We start from the raw sequence: 17,942 nt of genomic DNA, 5'->3' as shown, positions 1-17,942 counted from the left end.
TTTTGACTCCCGATTCACCTAAAGACCTCGAATTCTGGAAAAGTTGACCGAGTTATCCCTTGTACAGACAACAACACACAAGTACAGACCACGATGCTTTATTCCTCGAGTTGACACGTTAGGACAACTAGAGGCGCGCTAACTAGGAGCGGTTAGAAGACTAAGGGACAGCGCCATAGGTTCAGCGTTATCCCAACACTTTTACGGGACTGGACGCCTAGGCTTTCACTAGCTCAACCGCTATATAATGGTATTATGAATAATCCTGAGCGCTAGCGTAATATAGGTCTAGAGAGCCTTTATATTTGTCTGACTTACTCCCAGCCCTGCGAGGGTTTTGCATAGGTCTAAGGCGTTACTCCCCTTTAAGGGAGATACTCCGTGATGTGAAGAGAAAGGAAAGAGCCAAAGCGTTGATAATCTTCCTTATTATAATGTCTAACGCACTGTTGACGTCGCTGTGAAGTTTACGACCAAGAGGACAGCTATCGACACCCCTTGGAATTTCTGTCAACCTTAACGTTATGGTAAGCGCAGAAACGCGAAGTATTGTACTCAACAACTAGAAACGTCTTTACGCCGTACTCGTAAAACTTGTTCGCTAATGCGCCAACTTGCGATAAGACCAAATTTGAAGTGAGCTTGTTACCCTTATCCTGAGAAATGAAGTTAGGATAGCCCAAATACACTGTTGAAACGCCAAGATTCCACAAAGTCTTGGTGAGGTGAGAGGCTAAAGTTCTGTAAATGAAGAAGCCCACGGTAAAGCTTAGTGACTCTTTCCCTTTCCCTCAACACCTCATCCTTAGCTTCTTGTTCTTGAACCTTTTCTGTCTCGCTTTTTAACTTGTCGAGTTCAGCAATCTTTTTCTCAAAGTAGAAGTAATCGCTCTTAACGATGGAACCGCGGTAAAATAGAATGGTACCATCGTCAACAACGACAGTAGCCAACGCGTTTATACCAATGTCAATTGACGCAACCTTGTTACCTTTAGGCTTTTCAACTGAATCTCTCTCCTCAAACCGTGGACGACGAGAGAGTCCTTCATTGGCTTACGCTTTTCTTAGAAGTAGTCCTACCAACGTTAACGGGAATACAAGCGTAAAACTTGTTATCTTCAATGTGAATCTCCAGCCTACCTTGTGCACCAAACCACCTTAACCTACAAAGGGCATCTTCATTTCCCAATCCTTCAGAGAGATGACGCGTTTTTCTTCGTTAACTTCGTAGCGATCTTGCCTAATGACTAGGATTAGCCTCCTCTTACCGCCTTCCAATAGCCTGGTGGCGAAACGTGGTTGATAAATGGTAGGTCTTTCCTTTGCTTTAGTAACGAGAAGAAAGAAGACCAAGTTGTTCTTCTGAAAACAGCTTGAGCGTTAACTCCTAGAACCTTCTTGTTCTTCTAATACTTCCTCCACGTGTCATTGAGGTCCACTTTCTTTTCTTGAAAGAATTGTTGTCTCTCGTAGTTTGTCTCGTTCCACAGCTTTTCAGTCACGTCCGCCAACTTCCTCAATTTCCTCTGTTTACCCACTAGGAAATAGCCTCACAACTGCGGTTTTGACGCTTCCGGCATTGCGGGAGCAATCGGGGCTCCTCATCTTTAGTTCGCCAAAGAAAGCGCCATAAAAGGAAATCGTTTTCATGTTAAAACCTTAACCCCGCTAGGCGAGGTTTGTCTTATTACTTATCAGCCTAGGTCTCCAGTAACACTTACTTTATCTAAGTTAAGGAGTTAGCGACATTTCCTCTTAACATAAAATTGAATTTAAATACAGATTAAGCGGTATAAATGTGATCTACTCATAGTAAACATAAAAATCACTTATGCCTCAACTGTTAACTTTAACTGGAATAATGATTTAATGATTGTTACTAGAACATATTACCCTTTACCCTTTAATCCCGCTAAAGCCTAAGAGAAGCGGTGGAGGCGGGAGTGTATAGCGGCGCCTGGACTTGAACCAGGGACCTCAGGGTTATGAGCCCTGCGGCCTACCAGGCTGGCCTACGCCGCTGCGTTATCCCGCCTACAATTCATTTGTCCCACGTCTATAAAAAGCTAACTTATGGGTCTGGCATTTACTTAATCAGTTACCTTAATCGCAAAGATAGAAATGAGGAGGACGACGTGTTTTTGGAGACAAAAGTGAACGTTGGTCTGGCAAATTAATGTCGAGATTGGCTAGCAATGCGAACGCTGTTAATCCTAGCAAGGGCGTTATACGCTATTTTGTGTCTTAGGACAGGGACATCGTTTATATCATCGTTTCTCGGGACGCTTTGAACTTGGCCTCTAACCCTGATTCCTCTTCCCTTACCTCGACCTCTATCCCCATAGCGTTACTTAAGGCGGTCACAAAAGCTTTCGCGAACTGGACTAACCTCTTCTGCATCTCGGCGTGTAAGAACGGAAACGAAATGCTCACCCCTTCTCCATAGCTCACTTCCCCCATAAACTGGAACACGAACTTGATCGCCGAAGCGGCTAAACTAGCTAGTTCCTCCTTTGTTCTGCCCATTTGCCTCAAAAGTAGCCCCAATCCCCTACCTAGACCTTCCCAATGGGAGACCTCCGTATTAAGTACCGCGTCGAAGGGCAATACTGCTATCCTTCCCTTATACTTTGAAAGGCTCTCCAACACTAACGCGTAGCTCCTAACGTTCTCTAAGAATATGCCGGACTCCTCCAGATCCAGTGCACGAGATACCAACTCATTAGTGTACTTGTATACTGACATGTTCCTCTTTTTAGCGGCTTCCACTAGCCTATTGTACACTCCATTCTCCATGAAACAGGAGTGCCTACTCGGAGACATAGTGTATACACTTGTATACGTAATAATAAATCTTCAGTGGCTGCCCACTAACCTCACTACTCGGATTTCTTTTGTGTCATCATTCAATTTGATTTATTTCCCCTGAATTTAAAAGTCTTATTATGCTATTCGTAGGCGTTGACCCGGGTAGCGAAAGTTACGCAATATCTACGGTGGACGAACTCGGCAGGGTAGTGAAGTACTTAGAGGTACCTACCTCACTTGTGGTAAAAGCCTCTCCCACGTTAGTTAGCTACATACTAGCTTGGAAGCCAAAGCTCGTAGCTCTACCTTCGGGTCACGGACTCCCGTTGGTCAAGGCCAGGGAAATAGGGGCTAGGGAGATATTCTTGCTTACCTTGAGCGACCCAGATAAGGAGGGCCCTCTACACTCGTTCCTGAAGAGCTTTAGAGGAGAGGGGGTCACAATTCCCTCAGCTATTGAGCTCGACAGCGTCCCTGAGTACAGGAAGGTCAACGTAGTGGACATGGGTACTGCGGACAAGGTTGCCTCTGCCTTCTTCTACAGAACCTTGTACGATAGCTTCGTTCTGCTTGAAGCAGGAAGACACTTCTACTCCATCTTGGTGGTGGTGGATGGAAAGGTCGTAGACGGGTTTGGGGGTACCTACATACCCGGCCCCGTATCCCCTGGGGCAATTGACGGCGAAGTGGCTTATCTCCTCTCCAAGTACTCTAGGATTACCAAGGAGACCATATACACAGGGGGTAGTGAGAGGAGGGCAAAGGAGATAGCCAGGATGATCTCGGAGTGGTACAGTCAAAAGTACGGCATACCCATAATAGTCTCAGGCAGGGGAAAAGACGAAATCGACTGGGGCATAAAGCTCAACGTGAAGTTCAAGGAAGCGTCTGTTGGGGCTTCTTTAATAGCCAACGCCTTAGGAGGAGGGATTTACAGGGTTTACGCTGATATGCTTAAGAGCTCAAATACCCCTATATCATTTGTGAGACTAAAGGGATGGGAAGAGATTACTTCCTTGATAAGGACGCTCTAGTAGACAAGCAGGGGAATATCTATTTTGTTTTCACAAACTACAACCCTCCCGGTTACGTCTTCGCGTACCTCAAGTACGTCTACACCTCCAGGGGACTTTGGAAGGGTTACGAAAGGATCCTGCCTTATTACGGCGTCAAAAGGCTGGTCAAGTTGCCTCAAAGGTTTGAATACGAACCGTGCTATGGCGTCACCTACCCGGTTGTCTACTTATCAGAGGTTAAGGAGCACCTTAGACCAGAGGAGGGATTAGAAAAAATAGTCCATGAGAGCCCAAAGGACAAGGCTACTGAAGCTCTAATCGACTTTATCTACGCCTACGACATAGACGTTAGAAACGCGGGGGTCACGGGCTCACTTCTACTGGGCATAGCCCACGAGAACTCCGATGTAGACCTCGTGATTTACGGGGACAAGAGCACGGAGGATTTCCTACACAGTTTCCCAGGCTTTCAGAGAGACGACGACTGGGTACTGGAGACGTCCAGGAACTATGGCCTTTCCCTGGAGGTGGCCAAAAGACTTTACAACAATAAGACGAGAGGCATATACAAAGGAGTTAAGTTCTCAGTACTATTTGTCCACGAGAAGCCGAGAAGGCACTGCGAAATGGTTTGCAGACAAGCAGGAGAAATAGAAACTAAGGGAACCGTTTACGGGGATGTTAAGGCCCTCTACTATCCCTCTTTAGCCGTACTGCAGGCGGAAAAGGAGTACGAAGTTATTTCCTTTGAGGGAATATTTAGCTCGGTCATGTACGGTGCCCGTAAAGTTAGCGTAAAGGGGGCACTAATGCAGTGCGACGATAAGGAGGTAATAGTAGTAGGTGACAGGAAAGTTGGAGGATACGTTGCGCCGGATATGTAGAGAGGCTTCAGTGGTTCTATCCAGTTCAACCGTGATAGAGGCCAGCGTGTTTAAACCGGGAAACGCTTCCCTGTACCAGGATATTAGGGGAGTTAAGTACGTTGACTTGTTACTCTCCGCCCTAATATCAGTGGACAGCTATGCTCAAGCTTGTATTAGGGGATACAACTCTAAGAGGCCCATTTACGACCTCCTCTACTCCTCCGTCTCAACTGCAAAGAAAATGGGGATAGACTTCGCCATCTTCGGTACAGCTCTAGCCCACCTTCCCTTGGCGTACTCCATAACTCTCTCTGATAGTGTGAGTGCTCTAGTTGGAAAGGCTAGCGAAGTACTAAGGAGCTTGGACGAAAAGGAGACTGAATGGTTCTCTAAGGCACTCTTCCTCCAGACTCCATCGTATTTGGGTAGGCTTGAAAGTATGGACTTCAGGGAAATGAGGGAGAGGCTTTGGGACGTGTTCCTCTACTCTGCTAGGGAGGACAGCTTAATGAGAAACATTACTAATAACTATAAGTACAGCGTGGAGGTCTACGAGATGCTCAAGGAAGGTAAGTGCGGTAGTTTAGAAAAGGACATTCAAAGCGCGTTTATACGAGTGCTCAGAGAGAACCCTGATGGCCTAATATATAGAAAGTACGGAGGGAGGGCAGCGTTAGAAGTCTCGGCTTACGCTGGGAGGCTCCACGAGTGTCCCACTGACGCGGAACTTCGGGAGTTTAATGAGTACTTAACTTCAAAGGGCTACAACCCTGGCTCGACCGCAGACATTATAGCTTTGGGTATTTCTTTGTATCGCTTGGAGCAGTGGTATGAGAAAACTCGCTCTAGTGTCAGGCTTCCCCTGCCTCGTGGATGCAGTAGACTACTTTAATTCCCAAGGATATGACGCAATTATAGGACTCGGAGACGTGGAGTGTCCTCAGTATTTAGAAAACTTCTACGGCATCTTGGGCGAGATGGAAAGCGTATTTGTAATGAAGTACTTAAAAAGCACCAGTAGGCTAATAGACTCCGACGCTTTCGAACGGTCATTTAACCTAGGGCTAAAGGTCTTTATGACCCACTTTCCTCCAAAGGGCTACGGTACGGGAACTATTGGAGGCTTTACGGTGGGAAAAGACGTACCAATACCTAGGGGAGGAAAAGTGCTTGTCCTCCACGGTCACTCGGATTATCCATCGGTTGTGAAGAAGGATGAGACGACCGTGGTCTCTGTGGGGTCGGTGCTTAAGGGGTTTTACGTGGAGTTATCGCCGGATACCTTGGAGCTCTCTTTCAAGAGACTTGCCATGAGGTAGGCGTCCTCTCCGTCTGCATAGTAATGTTTCAGAACCTTAACCTTCGTGAAACTGAATTTCTCGTAAAGCGATATTGCTGGGTAATTGGTCACCCTAACCTCAAGGTACACTTCCTCTGCGCCGTAGTCCTCCTTCATGCTCTTTATGGAAGCGCCCAACAAGGAGCTCCCTATTCCCTGGTTCCTGAACTTCTCCAATACGGCTATGGAAACTACGTGTCCCTTCTTAACTAACGTCGGTATCGCCCTGAAGTTACTAAACCCGTACTCTATCCTGGGCATAATGTACCCGACGACCTCTCCGTCTACAACAGCCACATAGAAGGCTTTGTCGTACTCCTTTACGTGCTCCACGAAAAAGTAGTAGGGATAATTCTCTGGCAGAGTCAGTCTGTTTATCTTTATTATTGAGTCTACATCGTCCAGTCTTACGTTTCTTATAGTAAAGGGGACTCTTTTGCCTTTTACCGACTGTTCCATAGATATAATGTTTTTATTAGTGGCTTATATAAGATGAATAAAGAACCTTATGGTACATCCTTCAAAGAGAATAATAGGGGAGAACAGCAAGGAACTCCTTGGCAAGAAACTGCTTTTGGCGGTAACCGGTAGCGTAGCAATATACAAATCAATAGATTTAGCAAGAACGCTCATGAGGATGGGAGCAGAGGTTTACGTAATGATGAGTAAGGCTTCACAGAAACTCGTCTCGAAGGACATGTTCGAATGGGCAACTGGAAACCCAGTAATGACCGGATTGACAGGGAACATAGAACATGTGACGCTGGCTGAAAACCTTGACGCCATGTTAGTTTCCCCTGCCACTGCAAACATTATAGTGAAGTTGGCTAAGGGGATCTCTGATACACCTATCTTGGCAACTGCCTTAAACTTCATAGGACTGAGGAAGCCCGTATTTGTAGTCCCTTCAATGCACTTACCCATGTATAATTCTCCTCAAGTTATTGAGGCAGTAAGCTATTTGAGGAACATAGGCGTACACGTGATAGAGCCTCTCATAGTAAGGGATTTGGCCCATTTCCCCGATATAGAGTTCGTCTCTGAGTTCATATCCGCAATACTGGCTAGGGGCAAGGACCTAGACGGCTTCAAAATTGCGGTCACTGCAGGACCTACTAGAGAATACCTGGACCCAGTAAGGTTCATGAGTAACCCAAGCAGTGGCACCATGGGAGTTGCAATAGCTAACGAGGCCTTTTTCCGCGGGGCTGACGTTTTGCTCATTCACGGTCCTCTGTCCTCCAGGGTAAAGCCATACGTTAGAAACAGGGTTGAGATTGCCACTACTGAGGAAATGGCTGAAGAAGTGAAGAAGGCGGTTGACAAAGGATATAACGTAGTGATCTTGGCCGGCGCCCCCGCGGACTTCAAGTTCAAGAAGACGTTCGAGTCTAAGGTAGACACGCATAAAAACGAAAGCATCGTAGTAGAGTTACAGTCAACTCCAAAGGTTTCCTCTGTGGCTAGAGGGAGGACGTTCTTGGTAGGCTTTTCCGCGGAGACCGTGGACACTGACGAGGAGCTAGTAGAGAGGGCAAAGATCAAAAGGGAGAGGCACTCCTTCGACCTTATTGTGGCTAACAATGTAAAGAGAAAGGACATAGGGTTTTCATCGGAATACGACGAGGTTTACGTTATAGGAAAAGATTTTATAAGGAAAATAGATAAAATGACAAAAAGAGAGATCGCTCGAAATTTATTGGACATCGTCAAAGAAGAGTTTAAAAGTAAATATCGTGCAATGTTAAGTAGTGGCTCGGGTAGCTCAGCTCGGTAGAGCGCTGGGCTGTGGACCCAGTGGTCCCGGGTTCAAGTCCCGGCCCGAGCCCCTCAGTTCTGCAAAATTTTAGTGGTTTATTCGAGGACTAGAACAATAGCGCATAAATGAGCTAAAATCAGAGTGCCGTCGCGGGGACTTGAACCCCGGACAACCCGGTCTTCAGCCGGGCGCTCTCCCGGGCTGAGCTACGACGGCAATCATATTTATGTATGGTCTCAAACTTAAAATTTTTGTCAAAGTATTAGAGGTGGGGGCTTGGCGACTCTCTAGGAGATGCCCTTAAAAGGGCTCAATGAGATAGGGTCTCCAGGGCTCCCCACATGAAGAAAGTCCTATTGGTTCAAGTCAACAAAGTAGACAAAAGCTTGCTTAATGCCGTCTCCTCATTCCTGACAGAGAACGGCTTCGACGTGAAGACGTATCCCGAAATATTCCACGTCTCTGTAACTAGCTACGAGTGGGACAAGAACGGGTATAACTCGTCTAGCCTTCTCGACAGCTTCGCCAAGAGGTTCTACGGTTATCCGTACGACGTAGTGCTGGGAATAGCCGACGTGCCTATCATAACGCCTAGCCTTTTCGCAACTAAGGACAAATTAGCCCTACTTTTCGTCAGAAACCTTGAAGACGCATCTATGGATAAAACTGTAGAGAGGGTTAAGAAGGGGTCGCTCTTTGCTATCGGGAAAATAGCGAGTTTAGAAGGTTGTAAAAACCAGTGCGTCATGAGAGGGTTTAAAGACGTCCATGAGCTGGACTTGCTTCCAAACTACTACTGTGAAGATTGTAAGGCGAGGTTAAATATCAACGACGAAGATTAGCTCGTAAGTGCCGTCCTTCCGTTCTATCCTCATTTCGCTGTAAGTCATAGCCTTCACCAAAGTTCTCCTCTCGTGTTTGCTCTCGTCAAACTTTTCCCCACAAGCCCTACCCTTGAGCTTAAAGTTATCTTGATCTATTTTAACGGAGAACTTACTAAAGAGCAAAAGCTCGGAGTCATAAAACACAAGTAGGGATTCAATCCACCTATAGAGCAGGTTTTCGAGGTCATAACCATCTATTTCTACATCTCTGCATTCCCTTCCCTCGACCTTAGAGGTGTCGGTCATTACCTCAAAGACAGCTAACGCTGCGTTCTCAAAGGCCTCTTCAAGCGTCCTTCCGTAAGCTCTTATCCCCACGTCGGCAGTGTGATCGAAGAACTCAAACTTTTTCATAGGTAAGGCTTTTTATTATCGCCTTTTAACTTTACTTGACCTAATATGGGTGGAAGGCAAAGAACTACTATATTTATGACTAAGGAGGTAAAAAAGGAGAGAAAGTCTAACCCTCAGCAAACCTCTTCGAAATAAGGGTCACAACAACGTAAATTACTACAATTAGAATGGCGTTGAAGACTAAGTAAACGACGTTTTTTGTGGATAACGACATTATCACCATGTTTACAGCTATAAGCACTACAGCCAAGGTCTTGCTCTTCAATCCTTTTACACCTTCTAGAAGATGTCAATGGGTATAGGCAACCTAGAGGAATACCCGCTTATTGCCGAACCAAGGCCTATTGAGAGTCCAGAGAGTATCGTAATATACGCTGTGGGAAGGACTACTGTACTCTCTATTAAGTAAGGAATAGCATAAGTTATAAGGAAGGTAACAACGTCTTGAGTGTTATTGGTGTTCACGTTTGACATGTTGAGCAAATTCATGCCTAGTCCAGTCAAGAAGTTTGGGAGGTAAGGGAGGCCTATGTAAAAGACTACCGCGAATCCTATCAAGGCACCACCAATGCTCCTCCCGATTCTAAAAGGCAAAGCCATCAGTAATATCCCCATGGCTATGAATAACCCGTCGTCCTGCAACACTATGTAAGATATTATGAGGATAGTCTCCATTGTTGTTATAAGCCCAGTTAGAAAGGAAAAAATGAAAAGCAGAGGAGACATAAGTACGTTCAGTGCAGGATCTTCCGACGCAGCGGCCACAGCGTAAAGTACCTTAACTAAGAAGAAGATGTTTAGCTCTTGAGCTATAACTTCGTATATCCACTGGTAGAAGTTCGCCCAGCTAGCGCCAATAGCCAACGAGATCTCCTGTGAGACGTAAAGGATGAGCTCAAAGAGGTTTACTAGAACAGCTGAGTATATTCCATCAGAAATAAGCTTAGGACCCCATTTCTTCAAGCCGTAAACGGGTATAGGAAGGCCCATTATTAGGGTTCCTATAAAGTACGTGAGAATAGCTAGGTCGAAAGCTATCCCCAGAAACTCGAACGAGCTATACAAGGGAGATCACCTTTAAACTTGGCCCGCTATATAAGAGATCAAGCTGAACACGGTGGTGCCAACGGCTAGCCAGAAGGCCGCAAGTATGGCGTCCTCAATTATGTCCTGCCCTGCCCTCTTTACCTTGAATATAGGTATAGGAGATCCCCTCACAGCCCATCCAACAGCCCACGCCAGTATAAACACGCTCCACGCTATCTCGGTGACTTGAGTAGTAAGTTGTTGGACAAGCGCCTCTACGGTCAACTGCTCGCACCGTTCTTCTCTAACGTTTAAAAGCAGTTGAGAGATTAACAAAACTATTTCTTGGAGTGAATGTATTGGAGGATTATTTCAACTACCTTTTCTGCCGTTAACCCAAAGGTGTTGAGAGTGAGATCGTAAGCGGAAAGGTCAGAAAAATCAACACCGTAGTACTTCCAGAACCTACTCCCGTGGCTGTCTTCTCTAGCTATAACCTTTTTAAGGGCTTCCCGGTAGGGAAGGTTATCCCTAATAGAAATTCTCCTTGCCCTCTCCTCCACAGGCGCCCATAGGTAGACGCTAACGTCAGACAAGTCCCTCAAAAGCCAACCCACAATATGGGACTCTATTACAACGTTACCCTTAAGTGCCCTTTCAAATATTTTCCTGTCTATTTCCTTGTCTATGGAAAAGTCCTTTTCTGCCTCAAGGTTTAGATCCAAGATGTCCTTTCCCATAGACTTAGCGACTTGCCTAAATAGTTCTCCTGCGGAGACGTAATCCAAGTTTAGCTTTGCAGAAAGAGACCTAGCAACTGTGGTCTTTCCGCTACCAGAAGGACCACTTATCAAAACTATCATGAATTTCCTCTCAAGGAGGACTTAATTAACTTCTCCAGGCAAGAGTGGCAGAGGTAACCTCCGAACATCCTTTGAGGGCGCTTCTTAGTCTTGCTCAGCTTGTTTACCCCATTGGTGGGTACTCCCCTCAAAGGCCTTTTGCACATTGCACAGACTGCCTCAGAGTTCTTCCTCCTCTCGTAGTGTGTAGCAGACCTACCACTTGGTAGCTTAACGCTTATCTTTCTAAGTGACCTTGACCTAAGTGCGGGTCTAGGCATAAGTGACCAATTTTAGATAATTCTAATGGCTTAAATAATCTTCGGGCGTCTTAACGAAATAGGCGTGAAAAGTATGAACGACAATATAAATACGAGTAGGTAACCCAGGTCTAGATAGTACTGACCATCTTTCTCGAGGGTGAGGTATGGGACGTAATAGGGAAAACTGACTGGGACCACAAAGTATGTCAATATAACGAAGAGGTCGATCATGTAGAAAGCTATAAGAAGAACAGACTGGACAAAAGAATACTTATACAACCTAGAGTTGTAGGTCTTAATTTCCGATGAAACCTTTTTATACACTTTTTCCTTTCTCTTGGGAGAGACCACCCTCTCCAGCCTCGAGTTGTAATATTCAAGCATCCTTATAGCGTCCGATAGTTTGCGTTGTATAAAACTCCTATATATGATATATATTATAAAATTTGACAAAAAAGATAACAAAATGATACCTAAGATTTGGTACCCCATCTCACATCAATGTCTTAATAATTTCGTTCGCAGCTACCTTTGGATCCCCTTCAACGTTATTCACGATTTTGACTGAAGCCCCTACTAGTACAGCAGAAGCCATAGCAGCATATCTTGCGAAGTCCATTACTTCATTTATTACATCCACGCTACTGTAGTCTGCCCTCTGCCTAGACGAGTCCTTTTGCTGTCTTCTCAAAATCTCGTTTGGGTTGCTCTCTATCAGAAATATAACCAAGGGAGATAGTATTTCAATAATGTGCTTAGGTAATCCGGGCAAATAACCTGATGAGGTTCTAATCACTGCGTGAGTGTCTATAAAACTAAGCCCATTTTCCCCTAGGGCCTCCGCGTCCTTAACTATCTGCCTAGCAGCTTCCTGCTGTAATTCCCTCTGCTTTTCCAGGGATAACTTCCTTATTTCGTCCCTGTTATTTACGTATTTTTTCTCCACTGCGGTCCTTAACATGTAGTCGCCAAAATTCATAACCTTGAACGGGACCTTCTTCTCTTGAAGTATTTCTGCCACAGTAGATAGTACAGTAGTCTTCCCCACTCCAGGGATTCCAGTTACGATGCCCATTTTCATTTCCATTCACCCACCACTATTATTCACCGATAATTCTCTTTAATAAAGGATACATCTCTATCGACCTCTCGTAGGCTAGCAGGCTGTAGTACTGCATGGCTATAGACACTGCAAGTATAAGTCCCACACCCGTCCCGTATACTCCTAAGAATGTGGCTACTACCGCGATGAGGCTAACTATCACTGAGCTGAAGAAGGCCAGCGGGTATATGTACCTTGCGAGTATGCCCTCTATAACTCTTGGATTGCTCCTCATTCCTGGAATCTCTATCCCAGCATCGACTAGGGACCTAGCTTGGGTAGCCGGGTCTAAGCCGGCAACCTCCACCCACACTAGCCCAAATATTATCCCTAACACTAGAAACACCAGAGCGTACACTATCGCACCTACCGGATCCTCGACAAGAGCGTAAACGCTATGCGGGATGGTCGTATTAGGCGGAGGGAACACAAACGCAGAATCTATGGCATTTAGCACCCTCTGCACGCCTGGAGAAACGTACGAGGCCAAGGTGGAGAAAAGCTCGATGTCTGCACCTAACACGCTTACGAATATAACTGGAATGCTACTTACATATAGGAAATTTAGGGGAATGGTCCTCCTTATTCCCCTGAGCTTTTGAGAAGTTACTGGAATGTTTATGTTTATGGACTCCAAGTATATTATAAGTATTGTAAGCCCTACAGTAGAGACCAATCCCACTAAATCGGGCTGGAAGGGCTTCGTTGTGTTTACTACGAGCTCAAGGATATTACTGTGAGAAACCACGGTAGAGACAAGGGATGGGAAGAAACCAACTGGAAGGTTTTGAGAAGAGACCGTGACGATTCCGAACATGTACCAGAACATTATCTTCATGACTCCAGCTAATATGAATAGGCTAACTCCGGATCCGAGCCCCCATCCCTTCTGGATCATCTCGTCCAAAAGCAGTATGAAGAACGTTGCAACTATTAGTTGGCCTGCTATAATAGAGGCAAAATCTAACCTCGAGAGGCCAGAATTTCCTGCCAGTGCGAAGCCAAATAGAAAAGCCTCAATAATTATGAATATGAACGCTAGGCCTTTTTGCGCTTCCGTAAACTTAGCCCTATCCTCCTCGTCATTTAGGTTCATGTTAATGAGCTTGGACCCTACCAGGATCTGCATTATTAAACCAGCGGTAATGATGGGACCTATGCCGAGTTGTGCTAATGTCCCTGCAGTAGATGCGAATATAACTTGTTCAAGAAGGAAATTGCTGAAAAAAGACGAGTTAGACACTTGAAGGCCATAAAGGGGCACGGATGACATAACGAGGTAGATGGCCACTGCAACAATAGACCATATTAGCTTCTGGTTTAGCGAAGGTTTCTGAGACGGCTTTGTTACTGCTGGCAGTACTTGCCCCAGTTTCGCTAAAGAGTCCATAAATGACATAAATGTTCAACAATCCTTTGCAAAACCGGTTTATATTTTCTATCCCGCAAAAGAACGCGTTAATAGCAGAAGCTTACGTAAGATAAAAATAGAAGGCCTTTTCAAAACTATCCGTGATTAAAACAAAAATCACTCCTTTTGTTCCAGGACAAGTTGGCCTCCTGCCTTCTCTATTTTACTCTTAGCGAGTTCAGTGGCTTCTGCTACCCTTACAACTAGGGGCATACTTGCTCCCCCGCCTCCGAGCAATTTCTCGTACCCTAGTTTAGTCAAGTCAACGTATATCTTTCCATCCTTCATCTCTACTTGAATTTTACCGTTGGTTATCATTTCGCTTAGTTGCCTCAACGTTATAACTGTTTTCTCCGCTGACGTGGGATTTACAAATCCATGCTTACCGTACCAGTCCTTGCCGTACTTTACTAGCCAAGACCACTTGTGCTTGTGCATACCCACTTGCCTTCCTCCTTCCTTTCCTCTGTCCCTGTGCTGCGTCTTTGCACCCCAGCCCATAGTCCTGTGGCCTCTCATTTTCCTGGTCTTCTTTTGCCTTCTTACCACCATTTTACACCATCCTCCTCACGAGTTCTAATATCTTACTTCCCCTATACCCGAATTCTCCACCTGCTCCAAAGGGAGCGTTAACTTTGCCCTTAAACCCCCCTCTGGGCGGGTGGAAACGTAATGGAAGGCTTAACACATTATCTAACTTGTTCACGTAGACTTTTCCTTCAAGTATTCCTCTCTTTAGTTCATCGAGGCTCATCCCCAAAACTTTCTTGGCCACGTCGTCACTGAGCTTCTTGCCGTTCCTAGTCCTTAATCTCTCCATTACTAGCTCTAAAGTCTGTTGATCTATCTCGCCCCACGTGACATAGGACTGAACCTTCCTTAACATACCCACTACTGCGGGAGTATTGGGATATATCATGCCGTTGAAAGGCCTCCTTAGCCTTAGCATAATAAGAGTCTCTTCTATATTCCAGGGAGCACCAGCTGATCCCCTTATCCTTATAACTAGGATTGGACTAGGCATGACTGCATTCACCTCTTCCTAGCCCAGTCTGCGGGAGTAACGAACCTATAAGTGTTATACAAGGCGTTATAGCCAGCTTTAATGAAGTTCTCCTTTGTCCTAGTCTCCCCATTGCTGAAAGACCAAACGTCTTTCAGTCCTGCGTAAGATAGCAACGTCTTTAAAACGCTCCCTACGACAAGACCAGTCCCCTTAGGAGCAGGCTTCAACACTACTTCCACACTTCCCGCCCTACCGCTTACCGTAAAGGGCAAACTGTGAGGTTCTCCACATGTACACTCCCAACTACCACAACCCCTTCTAACAGGGATAATATTCATCTTGGCATCTCTTACAGCCTTCTGTATTGCCACCCTCAACTGCTTAGCCTTTCCTAACCCAATGCTTACGTAACCGTCGAAGTTGCCCATAACAACTAACACCTTGTACCTAGACAACTCCCCTGCATCAGTCTGCTTCTGTACTACCCTAATATCAATGACCTCGTACTTAAGATTGGGTAAAAGTACGTCAACGATTTCGGGCTCGACTATAGGCAGGTTTTTCTCAAAAAGCTCCTTCATCGATGTGATCTTGCCTTCCTTTACAAGCTGCCCTATCTTAGTCCTGGGTTTCCACTCCTCTACGTTAGTTACAGGAACTTCCTCTGCCATTATTTCTCACCAGATTTTATCTTATTTAAGACCTCTTCGAAATGGGCTACTAAATCTTTTGGATTTAGACCTCTTTTTAGGTATCCGGAGAATATCCTATTAAACTTGTCCGGATTTTCCGTCTCCAGTTTTGACGCATATTCCGCTACATGCGCCCCTTTTATGCGAGCTTCGTCAAACTTCAGATCCTCACCTAGAGGAATCTTAAGACCGGCATCTACAGCGCCCTTGGCTGCGTAGAATATCCTGGAGCCAACCGTCGGAGTGAAAAGTCCTATGTCTAGCACAGCTGAGTCTATCCCAGCATTCCTAGCTCTTAGTCCCAATAGGTAGCCTGTCAAATAGGCAGCTGAAGTGTTGTTGGTATCACCCTTCCACCCAAACTTCTTAGCTAACTCTATCGAGTGGACCATCACAACGGTCTTATCTCCCTTTGGATCAAACTTCACTATCTGAGCTATTATGTACTTGTTAGTAATCCTTATCACTAGCCTTGTTGCCTTATTCAATACATAGACATACCTTCTGTAGTAGTTTGTCTTACCTTCCCTTCTTCTCCTAAACTTAACCTTATAATTTGGTCCAGACACCATGTGAACCTACCCCTTTATCTTGCCCTGTTGCCTTAAGGCATTCCTTAAATCAGCCAGACTCTTGAACGTTCCTCCCTTAGCTTTCCTATAGAACAACCTATAGGTTGAGCTGTCTATGGTCCCACTATCCCTTAACTCCCTCAAGTACTCTCTCATCTTCCTAATCCTCGCAATCCACGTATCCCTTTTATTCGAACGAGCGTTTTTCCCGCCTTTTTTGCTTCCAGTTCTTCTGCCCTCTCCCTTTACTCTCCTGTTCTTCCTCCTAACCTTGGTTCTAGATCCGCTGATCCCCCTCTTTTCCTCTATTATTATCTTTCCTTCCTCGATTAGCTTTCTTACGTCCTCCCTAGTAAGGGCATCCCTTACCTCGTCTAAGTAATCTGGCAAAAACTTTACGTTATTTAGGCCAACGTTAGCAATGTCCGCAGCTAATCTCCTTTGTAAGTAAAGATCCGGCATCATACACCACCATTGGCTACCCTTATGCCGTACTCAGAAGCCTTCTTTATAATTTCCGCTTTCTTCTTTAGCCCTATGCTACCGCTTAAAATCGCTATTACACTTTTTCTCTTATCTGCGGGTATTTTATCTAGGTCACTCAGACTTCTAACGTAAACTACCTCTAATCCTGATGGATGTCTATATCTTATCTCCTTTGGCTTTATGTAGCCCGAGGATACCAGCTTAGGGAATCCCTTTAAGTGAAGCCTGGTCTTGTTGTCTATTCCCCTTGGCCTTCTCCACGTCTCTTGTCTTTCTAATCTAAAGTACTTGTCCCAGTCGTATCTTAGAAACTTCGGTTTTCTAGACTTGTAAATAGCCCTAAGCCTCTGTATCCTTTTCAGTTCAGTCGAGACCATTATTCAACTACCTCCTTCTTGTAAATGTATATGCCGTCGGAGAAGACTCTTCTGTCAAAACCTTTTATTTTTGACGCGGATTCTATGTTAGCAGCTGTTTGCGCCACCTTCTCTAGATCCGATCCCTCAACGACTATATCCTCCCCTTTTACCGTAACCTTAACTCCAGGCAATATGCTTGCCTTCCTTATGTTTTTCTCGCCAATCAGATTGGTGATCTGAACTTCGTTGCCTACTACCTTAACCGAAATAGGGAAGTGGGTGAATATTATCTTTAGGTAGTACCTATAGCCTTTAGTAACACCAACGAACATGTTTTCTATCTCCCTCTTTAGGCTGTAGAGCGTGGCCTTTTGCCTCCTAGTGGAAAAGGTAGCCTCAAAAGTTACCTTATCTCCGAATACCGATACTATGATACCTTTAGCGTGGGATATGTCCTTCTCTACTTGCCCCTTTGGGCCCTTAACTATTACCTTGCCATCCTGCACCTCAACCTTAACCGAGCTAGGGATCTTAAGCTCCTCGTAAATTAGAGGTTCCATCATGTGAAATGTCACCCCTTTCAGTAGACGTAACCGAGGGCTATTCCTCCTACCCTCTGCCTTGCCGCTTCCTTATGCGACATTACTCCCTTTGATGTGGAGACAATAATTATGCCTATTTCCTTTGACGGCAGATATCTCCTAATGTGATCCGGAAGGTTTATCATGTCCCTATAAGTCAGGGAGAACCTAGGAGTTATAGGACCGCATTTGTTAATCCTGCCCAACAACTGAACTGTGACCTTTCCCCACCTTCCATCATCTATATATTCGAACTCCCCCACGTAACCCTCCTTTTGCATTACTCTAAGAACGTTAACTATCAGCTTTGATGCAGGCATTATGATAGCCTGCTTATTCCTCCTTACTTCGTTGTTATTTATGCTGACTAACGCGTTGGCTAAACTGTTTAGATTTGTCACGGACTATCACCTCAACCTCTTAAAGCCCATGGGGTATGCAACTTCCCTAAAGCACTGCCTGCACAAGTAAATACCGTATTTCTGGATCACGGAATCCCTACTCCCACATCTCCTGCACTCCTGAACCCCTTTTCCATGCCTCCTCTCAGCCGGTGGCTTGTACTTGCCCATTCTC

General features: G+C 45.3%; 28 protein-coding genes and 3 tRNA genes. 7 read left to right on the top strand and 24 right to left on the bottom strand.

Annotated features, from left to right (window positions below):
- Positions 1 to 355: 355 nt before the first annotated feature.
- The 5 genes from MPF33_05310 to MPF33_05290 all read right to left on the bottom strand — a co-directional run bounded on the left by MPF33_05310 (position 356) and on the right by MPF33_05290 (position 2,823).
- The gene (locus MPF33_05310; protein ID MCI2414654.1) at positions 356 to 514 is read right to left on the bottom strand and encodes a hypothetical protein; all 159 of its coding nucleotides are present in this window, start codon (positions 512 to 514) and stop codon (positions 356 to 358) included.
- Positions 486 to 629 carry a transposase gene (locus MPF33_05305; GenBank protein ID MCI2414653.1) on the bottom strand — a complete coding sequence of 48 codons (144 nt, stop codon included), beginning with the start codon at positions 627 to 629 and terminating at the stop codon, positions 486 to 488. Before MPF33_05305 ends, MPF33_05310 begins: the two co-directional genes overlap by 29 nt.
- Before the next feature lie 40 nt (positions 630 to 669).
- Positions 670 to 960 carry a transposase gene (locus tag MPF33_05300; GenBank protein ID MCI2414652.1) on the bottom strand — a complete coding sequence of 97 codons (291 nt, stop codon included), beginning with the start codon at positions 958 to 960 and terminating at the stop codon, positions 670 to 672.
- 988 nt (positions 961 to 1,948) lie between these two features.
- A tRNA-Met gene (locus MPF33_05295) sits at positions 1,949 to 2,022 on the bottom strand.
- Between the two features lie 240 nt (positions 2,023 to 2,262).
- Complete coding sequence (locus tag MPF33_05290; GenBank protein MCI2414651.1) at positions 2,263 to 2,823, bottom strand: hypothetical protein; 561 nt, start codon at positions 2,821 to 2,823, stop codon at positions 2,263 to 2,265.
- 122 nt (positions 2,824 to 2,945) lie between these two features.
- Between MPF33_05290 and MPF33_05285 the strand changes: the two genes are divergently transcribed.
- Genes MPF33_05285 through MPF33_05270 form a run of 4 tightly spaced genes read left to right on the top strand, consistent with a single transcriptional unit; the run spans position 2,946 to position 6,009 of the window.
- Positions 2,946 to 3,842 carry a DUF1464 family protein gene (locus MPF33_05285; protein ID MCI2414650.1) on the top strand — a complete coding sequence of 299 codons (897 nt, stop codon included), beginning with the start codon at positions 2,946 to 2,948 and terminating at the stop codon, positions 3,840 to 3,842.
- Positions 3,806 to 4,708, top strand: coding sequence for a nucleotidyltransferase domain-containing protein (locus MPF33_05280; GenBank protein ID MCI2414649.1), 903 nt, complete (start codon positions 3,806 to 3,808; stop codon positions 4,706 to 4,708). The genes MPF33_05285 and MPF33_05280 overlap by 37 nt, the downstream gene beginning before the upstream one ends.
- A gap of 10 nt (positions 4,709 to 4,718) precedes the next feature.
- Positions 4,719 to 5,582 carry a triphosphoribosyl-dephospho-CoA synthase gene (locus MPF33_05275; protein MCI2414648.1) on the top strand — a complete coding sequence of 288 codons (864 nt, stop codon included), beginning with the start codon at positions 4,719 to 4,721 and terminating at the stop codon, positions 5,580 to 5,582.
- Positions 5,521 to 6,009, top strand: coding sequence for a hypothetical protein (locus MPF33_05270; GenBank protein ID MCI2414647.1), 489 nt, complete (start codon positions 5,521 to 5,523; stop codon positions 6,007 to 6,009). Before MPF33_05275 ends, MPF33_05270 begins: the two co-directional genes overlap by 62 nt.
- On the opposite strand, the gene rimI is transcribed toward MPF33_05270, so the two are convergent.
- Complete coding sequence (gene rimI / locus MPF33_05265; protein ID MCI2414646.1) at positions 5,949 to 6,488, bottom strand: ribosomal protein S18-alanine N-acetyltransferase; 540 nt, start codon at positions 6,486 to 6,488, stop codon at positions 5,949 to 5,951. The two genes, MPF33_05270 and rimI, sit on opposite strands and share 61 nt — an antisense overlap.
- Positions 6,489 to 6,537: 49 nt before the next feature.
- Here rimI and coaBC point away from each other — a divergent pair, with 49 nt between their 5' ends.
- Both coaBC and MPF33_05255 read left to right on the top strand, forming a co-directional pair.
- Positions 6,538 to 7,806 carry a bifunctional phosphopantothenoylcysteine decarboxylase/phosphopantothenate--cysteine ligase CoaBC gene (coaBC, locus tag MPF33_05260; GenBank protein ID MCI2414645.1) on the top strand — a complete coding sequence of 423 codons (1,269 nt, stop codon included), beginning with the start codon at positions 6,538 to 6,540 and terminating at the stop codon, positions 7,804 to 7,806.
- Positions 7,784 to 7,857, top strand: a tRNA-His gene (locus tag MPF33_05255). The genes coaBC and MPF33_05255 overlap by 23 nt, the downstream gene beginning before the upstream one ends.
- 73 nt (positions 7,858 to 7,930) lie before the next feature.
- On the opposite strand, the gene MPF33_05250 is transcribed toward MPF33_05255, so the two are convergent.
- Positions 7,931 to 8,004 (bottom strand) — tRNA-Phe (locus MPF33_05250).
- A gap of 125 nt (positions 8,005 to 8,129) precedes the next feature.
- Between MPF33_05250 and MPF33_05245 the strand changes: the two genes are divergently transcribed.
- Positions 8,130 to 8,630, top strand: coding sequence for a hypothetical protein (locus MPF33_05245; protein MCI2414644.1), 501 nt, complete (start codon positions 8,130 to 8,132; stop codon positions 8,628 to 8,630).
- Here MPF33_05245 and MPF33_05240 read toward each other — a convergent pair.
- The 17 genes from MPF33_05240 to MPF33_05160 form a co-directional block, all read right to left on the bottom strand.
- Positions 8,607 to 9,026 carry an archease gene (locus MPF33_05240; protein ID MCI2414643.1) on the bottom strand — a complete coding sequence of 140 codons (420 nt, stop codon included), beginning with the start codon at positions 9,024 to 9,026 and terminating at the stop codon, positions 8,607 to 8,609. The genes MPF33_05245 and MPF33_05240 overlap by 24 nt on opposite strands.
- A 106-nt stretch (positions 9,027 to 9,132) precedes the next feature.
- Positions 9,133 to 9,291: a hypothetical protein gene (locus tag MPF33_05235; GenBank protein MCI2414642.1), complete on the bottom strand. Its 159-nt coding sequence runs from the start codon at positions 9,289 to 9,291 to the stop codon at positions 9,133 to 9,135.
- A 14-nt stretch (positions 9,292 to 9,305) separates the two neighbouring features.
- A complete protein-coding gene (locus MPF33_05230) occupies positions 9,306 to 10,091 on the bottom strand; it encodes a hypothetical protein (GenBank protein ID MCI2414641.1) in 786 nt (261 codons plus the stop codon).
- 12 nt (positions 10,092 to 10,103) lie between these two features.
- The gene (locus tag MPF33_05225) at positions 10,104 to 10,337 is read right to left on the bottom strand and encodes a hypothetical protein (GenBank protein MCI2414640.1); all 234 of its coding nucleotides are present in this window, start codon (positions 10,335 to 10,337) and stop codon (positions 10,104 to 10,106) included.
- A gap of 53 nt (positions 10,338 to 10,390) precedes the next feature.
- Positions 10,391 to 10,915: an AAA family ATPase gene (locus tag MPF33_05220; protein ID MCI2414639.1), complete on the bottom strand. Its 525-nt coding sequence runs from the start codon at positions 10,913 to 10,915 to the stop codon at positions 10,391 to 10,393.
- Entirely contained in the window at positions 10,912 to 11,175 is a 264-nt protein-coding gene (locus MPF33_05215) for a 50S ribosomal protein L34e (protein MCI2414638.1), read from the bottom strand. The genes MPF33_05220 and MPF33_05215 overlap by 4 nt, the downstream gene beginning before the upstream one ends.
- Before the next feature lie 475 nt (positions 11,176 to 11,650).
- Complete coding sequence (locus MPF33_05210) at positions 11,651 to 12,238, bottom strand: adenylate kinase (GenBank protein MCI2414637.1); 588 nt, start codon at positions 12,236 to 12,238, stop codon at positions 11,651 to 11,653.
- Between the two features lie 19 nt (positions 12,239 to 12,257).
- Positions 12,258 to 13,658 (bottom strand): preprotein translocase subunit SecY, encoded by a 1,401-nt coding sequence (gene secY, locus MPF33_05205; protein ID MCI2414636.1) that lies wholly within the window; start codon positions 13,656 to 13,658, stop codon positions 12,258 to 12,260.
- A gap of 129 nt (positions 13,659 to 13,787) precedes the next feature.
- Complete coding sequence (locus MPF33_05200; GenBank protein ID MCI2414635.1) at positions 13,788 to 14,222, bottom strand: 50S ribosomal protein L15; 435 nt, start codon at positions 14,220 to 14,222, stop codon at positions 13,788 to 13,790.
- Between the two features lies 1 nt (position 14,223).
- Positions 14,224 to 14,694 carry a 50S ribosomal protein L30 gene (locus MPF33_05195; protein MCI2414634.1) on the bottom strand — a complete coding sequence of 157 codons (471 nt, stop codon included), beginning with the start codon at positions 14,692 to 14,694 and terminating at the stop codon, positions 14,224 to 14,226.
- An 8-nt stretch (positions 14,695 to 14,702) separates the two neighbouring features.
- The gene (locus MPF33_05190; GenBank protein MCI2414633.1) at positions 14,703 to 15,347 is read right to left on the bottom strand and encodes a 30S ribosomal protein S5; all 645 of its coding nucleotides are present in this window, start codon (positions 15,345 to 15,347) and stop codon (positions 14,703 to 14,705) included.
- A complete protein-coding gene (locus MPF33_05185) occupies positions 15,347 to 15,940 on the bottom strand; it encodes a 50S ribosomal protein L18 (protein MCI2414632.1) in 594 nt (197 codons plus the stop codon). Before MPF33_05185 ends, MPF33_05190 begins: the two co-directional genes overlap by 1 nt.
- A gap of 6 nt (positions 15,941 to 15,946) precedes the next feature.
- A complete protein-coding gene (locus MPF33_05180; protein ID MCI2414631.1) occupies positions 15,947 to 16,402 on the bottom strand; it encodes a 50S ribosomal protein L19e in 456 nt (151 codons plus the stop codon).
- Complete coding sequence (locus MPF33_05175; GenBank protein MCI2414630.1) at positions 16,402 to 16,803, bottom strand: 50S ribosomal protein L32e; 402 nt, start codon at positions 16,801 to 16,803, stop codon at positions 16,402 to 16,404. The genes MPF33_05180 and MPF33_05175 overlap by 1 nt, the downstream gene beginning before the upstream one ends.
- Entirely contained in the window at positions 16,803 to 17,348 is a 546-nt protein-coding gene (locus MPF33_05170) for a 50S ribosomal protein L6 (protein MCI2414629.1), read from the bottom strand. The genes MPF33_05175 and MPF33_05170 overlap by 1 nt, the downstream gene beginning before the upstream one ends.
- 17 nt (positions 17,349 to 17,365) lie before the next feature.
- Positions 17,366 to 17,767, bottom strand: a complete 402-nt coding sequence (locus tag MPF33_05165) for a 30S ribosomal protein S8 (protein MCI2414628.1) — start codon at positions 17,765 to 17,767, stop codon at positions 17,366 to 17,368.
- 6 nt (positions 17,768 to 17,773) lie between these two features.
- Positions 17,774 to 17,938, bottom strand: a complete 165-nt coding sequence (locus MPF33_05160; GenBank protein ID MCI2414627.1) for a 30S ribosomal protein S14 — start codon at positions 17,936 to 17,938, stop codon at positions 17,774 to 17,776.
- Between the last annotated feature and the right edge of the window lie 4 nt (positions 17,939 to 17,942).

This window comes from Candidatus Aramenus sp. CH1 (genome assembly GCA_022678445.1).
Classification (GTDB): Archaea; Thermoproteota; Thermoprotei_A; order Sulfolobales; family Sulfolobaceae; genus Aramenus.
Note: the sequence above shows the minus strand (reverse complement) of the source record. Positions and strands in the feature narration are given on the sequence as shown.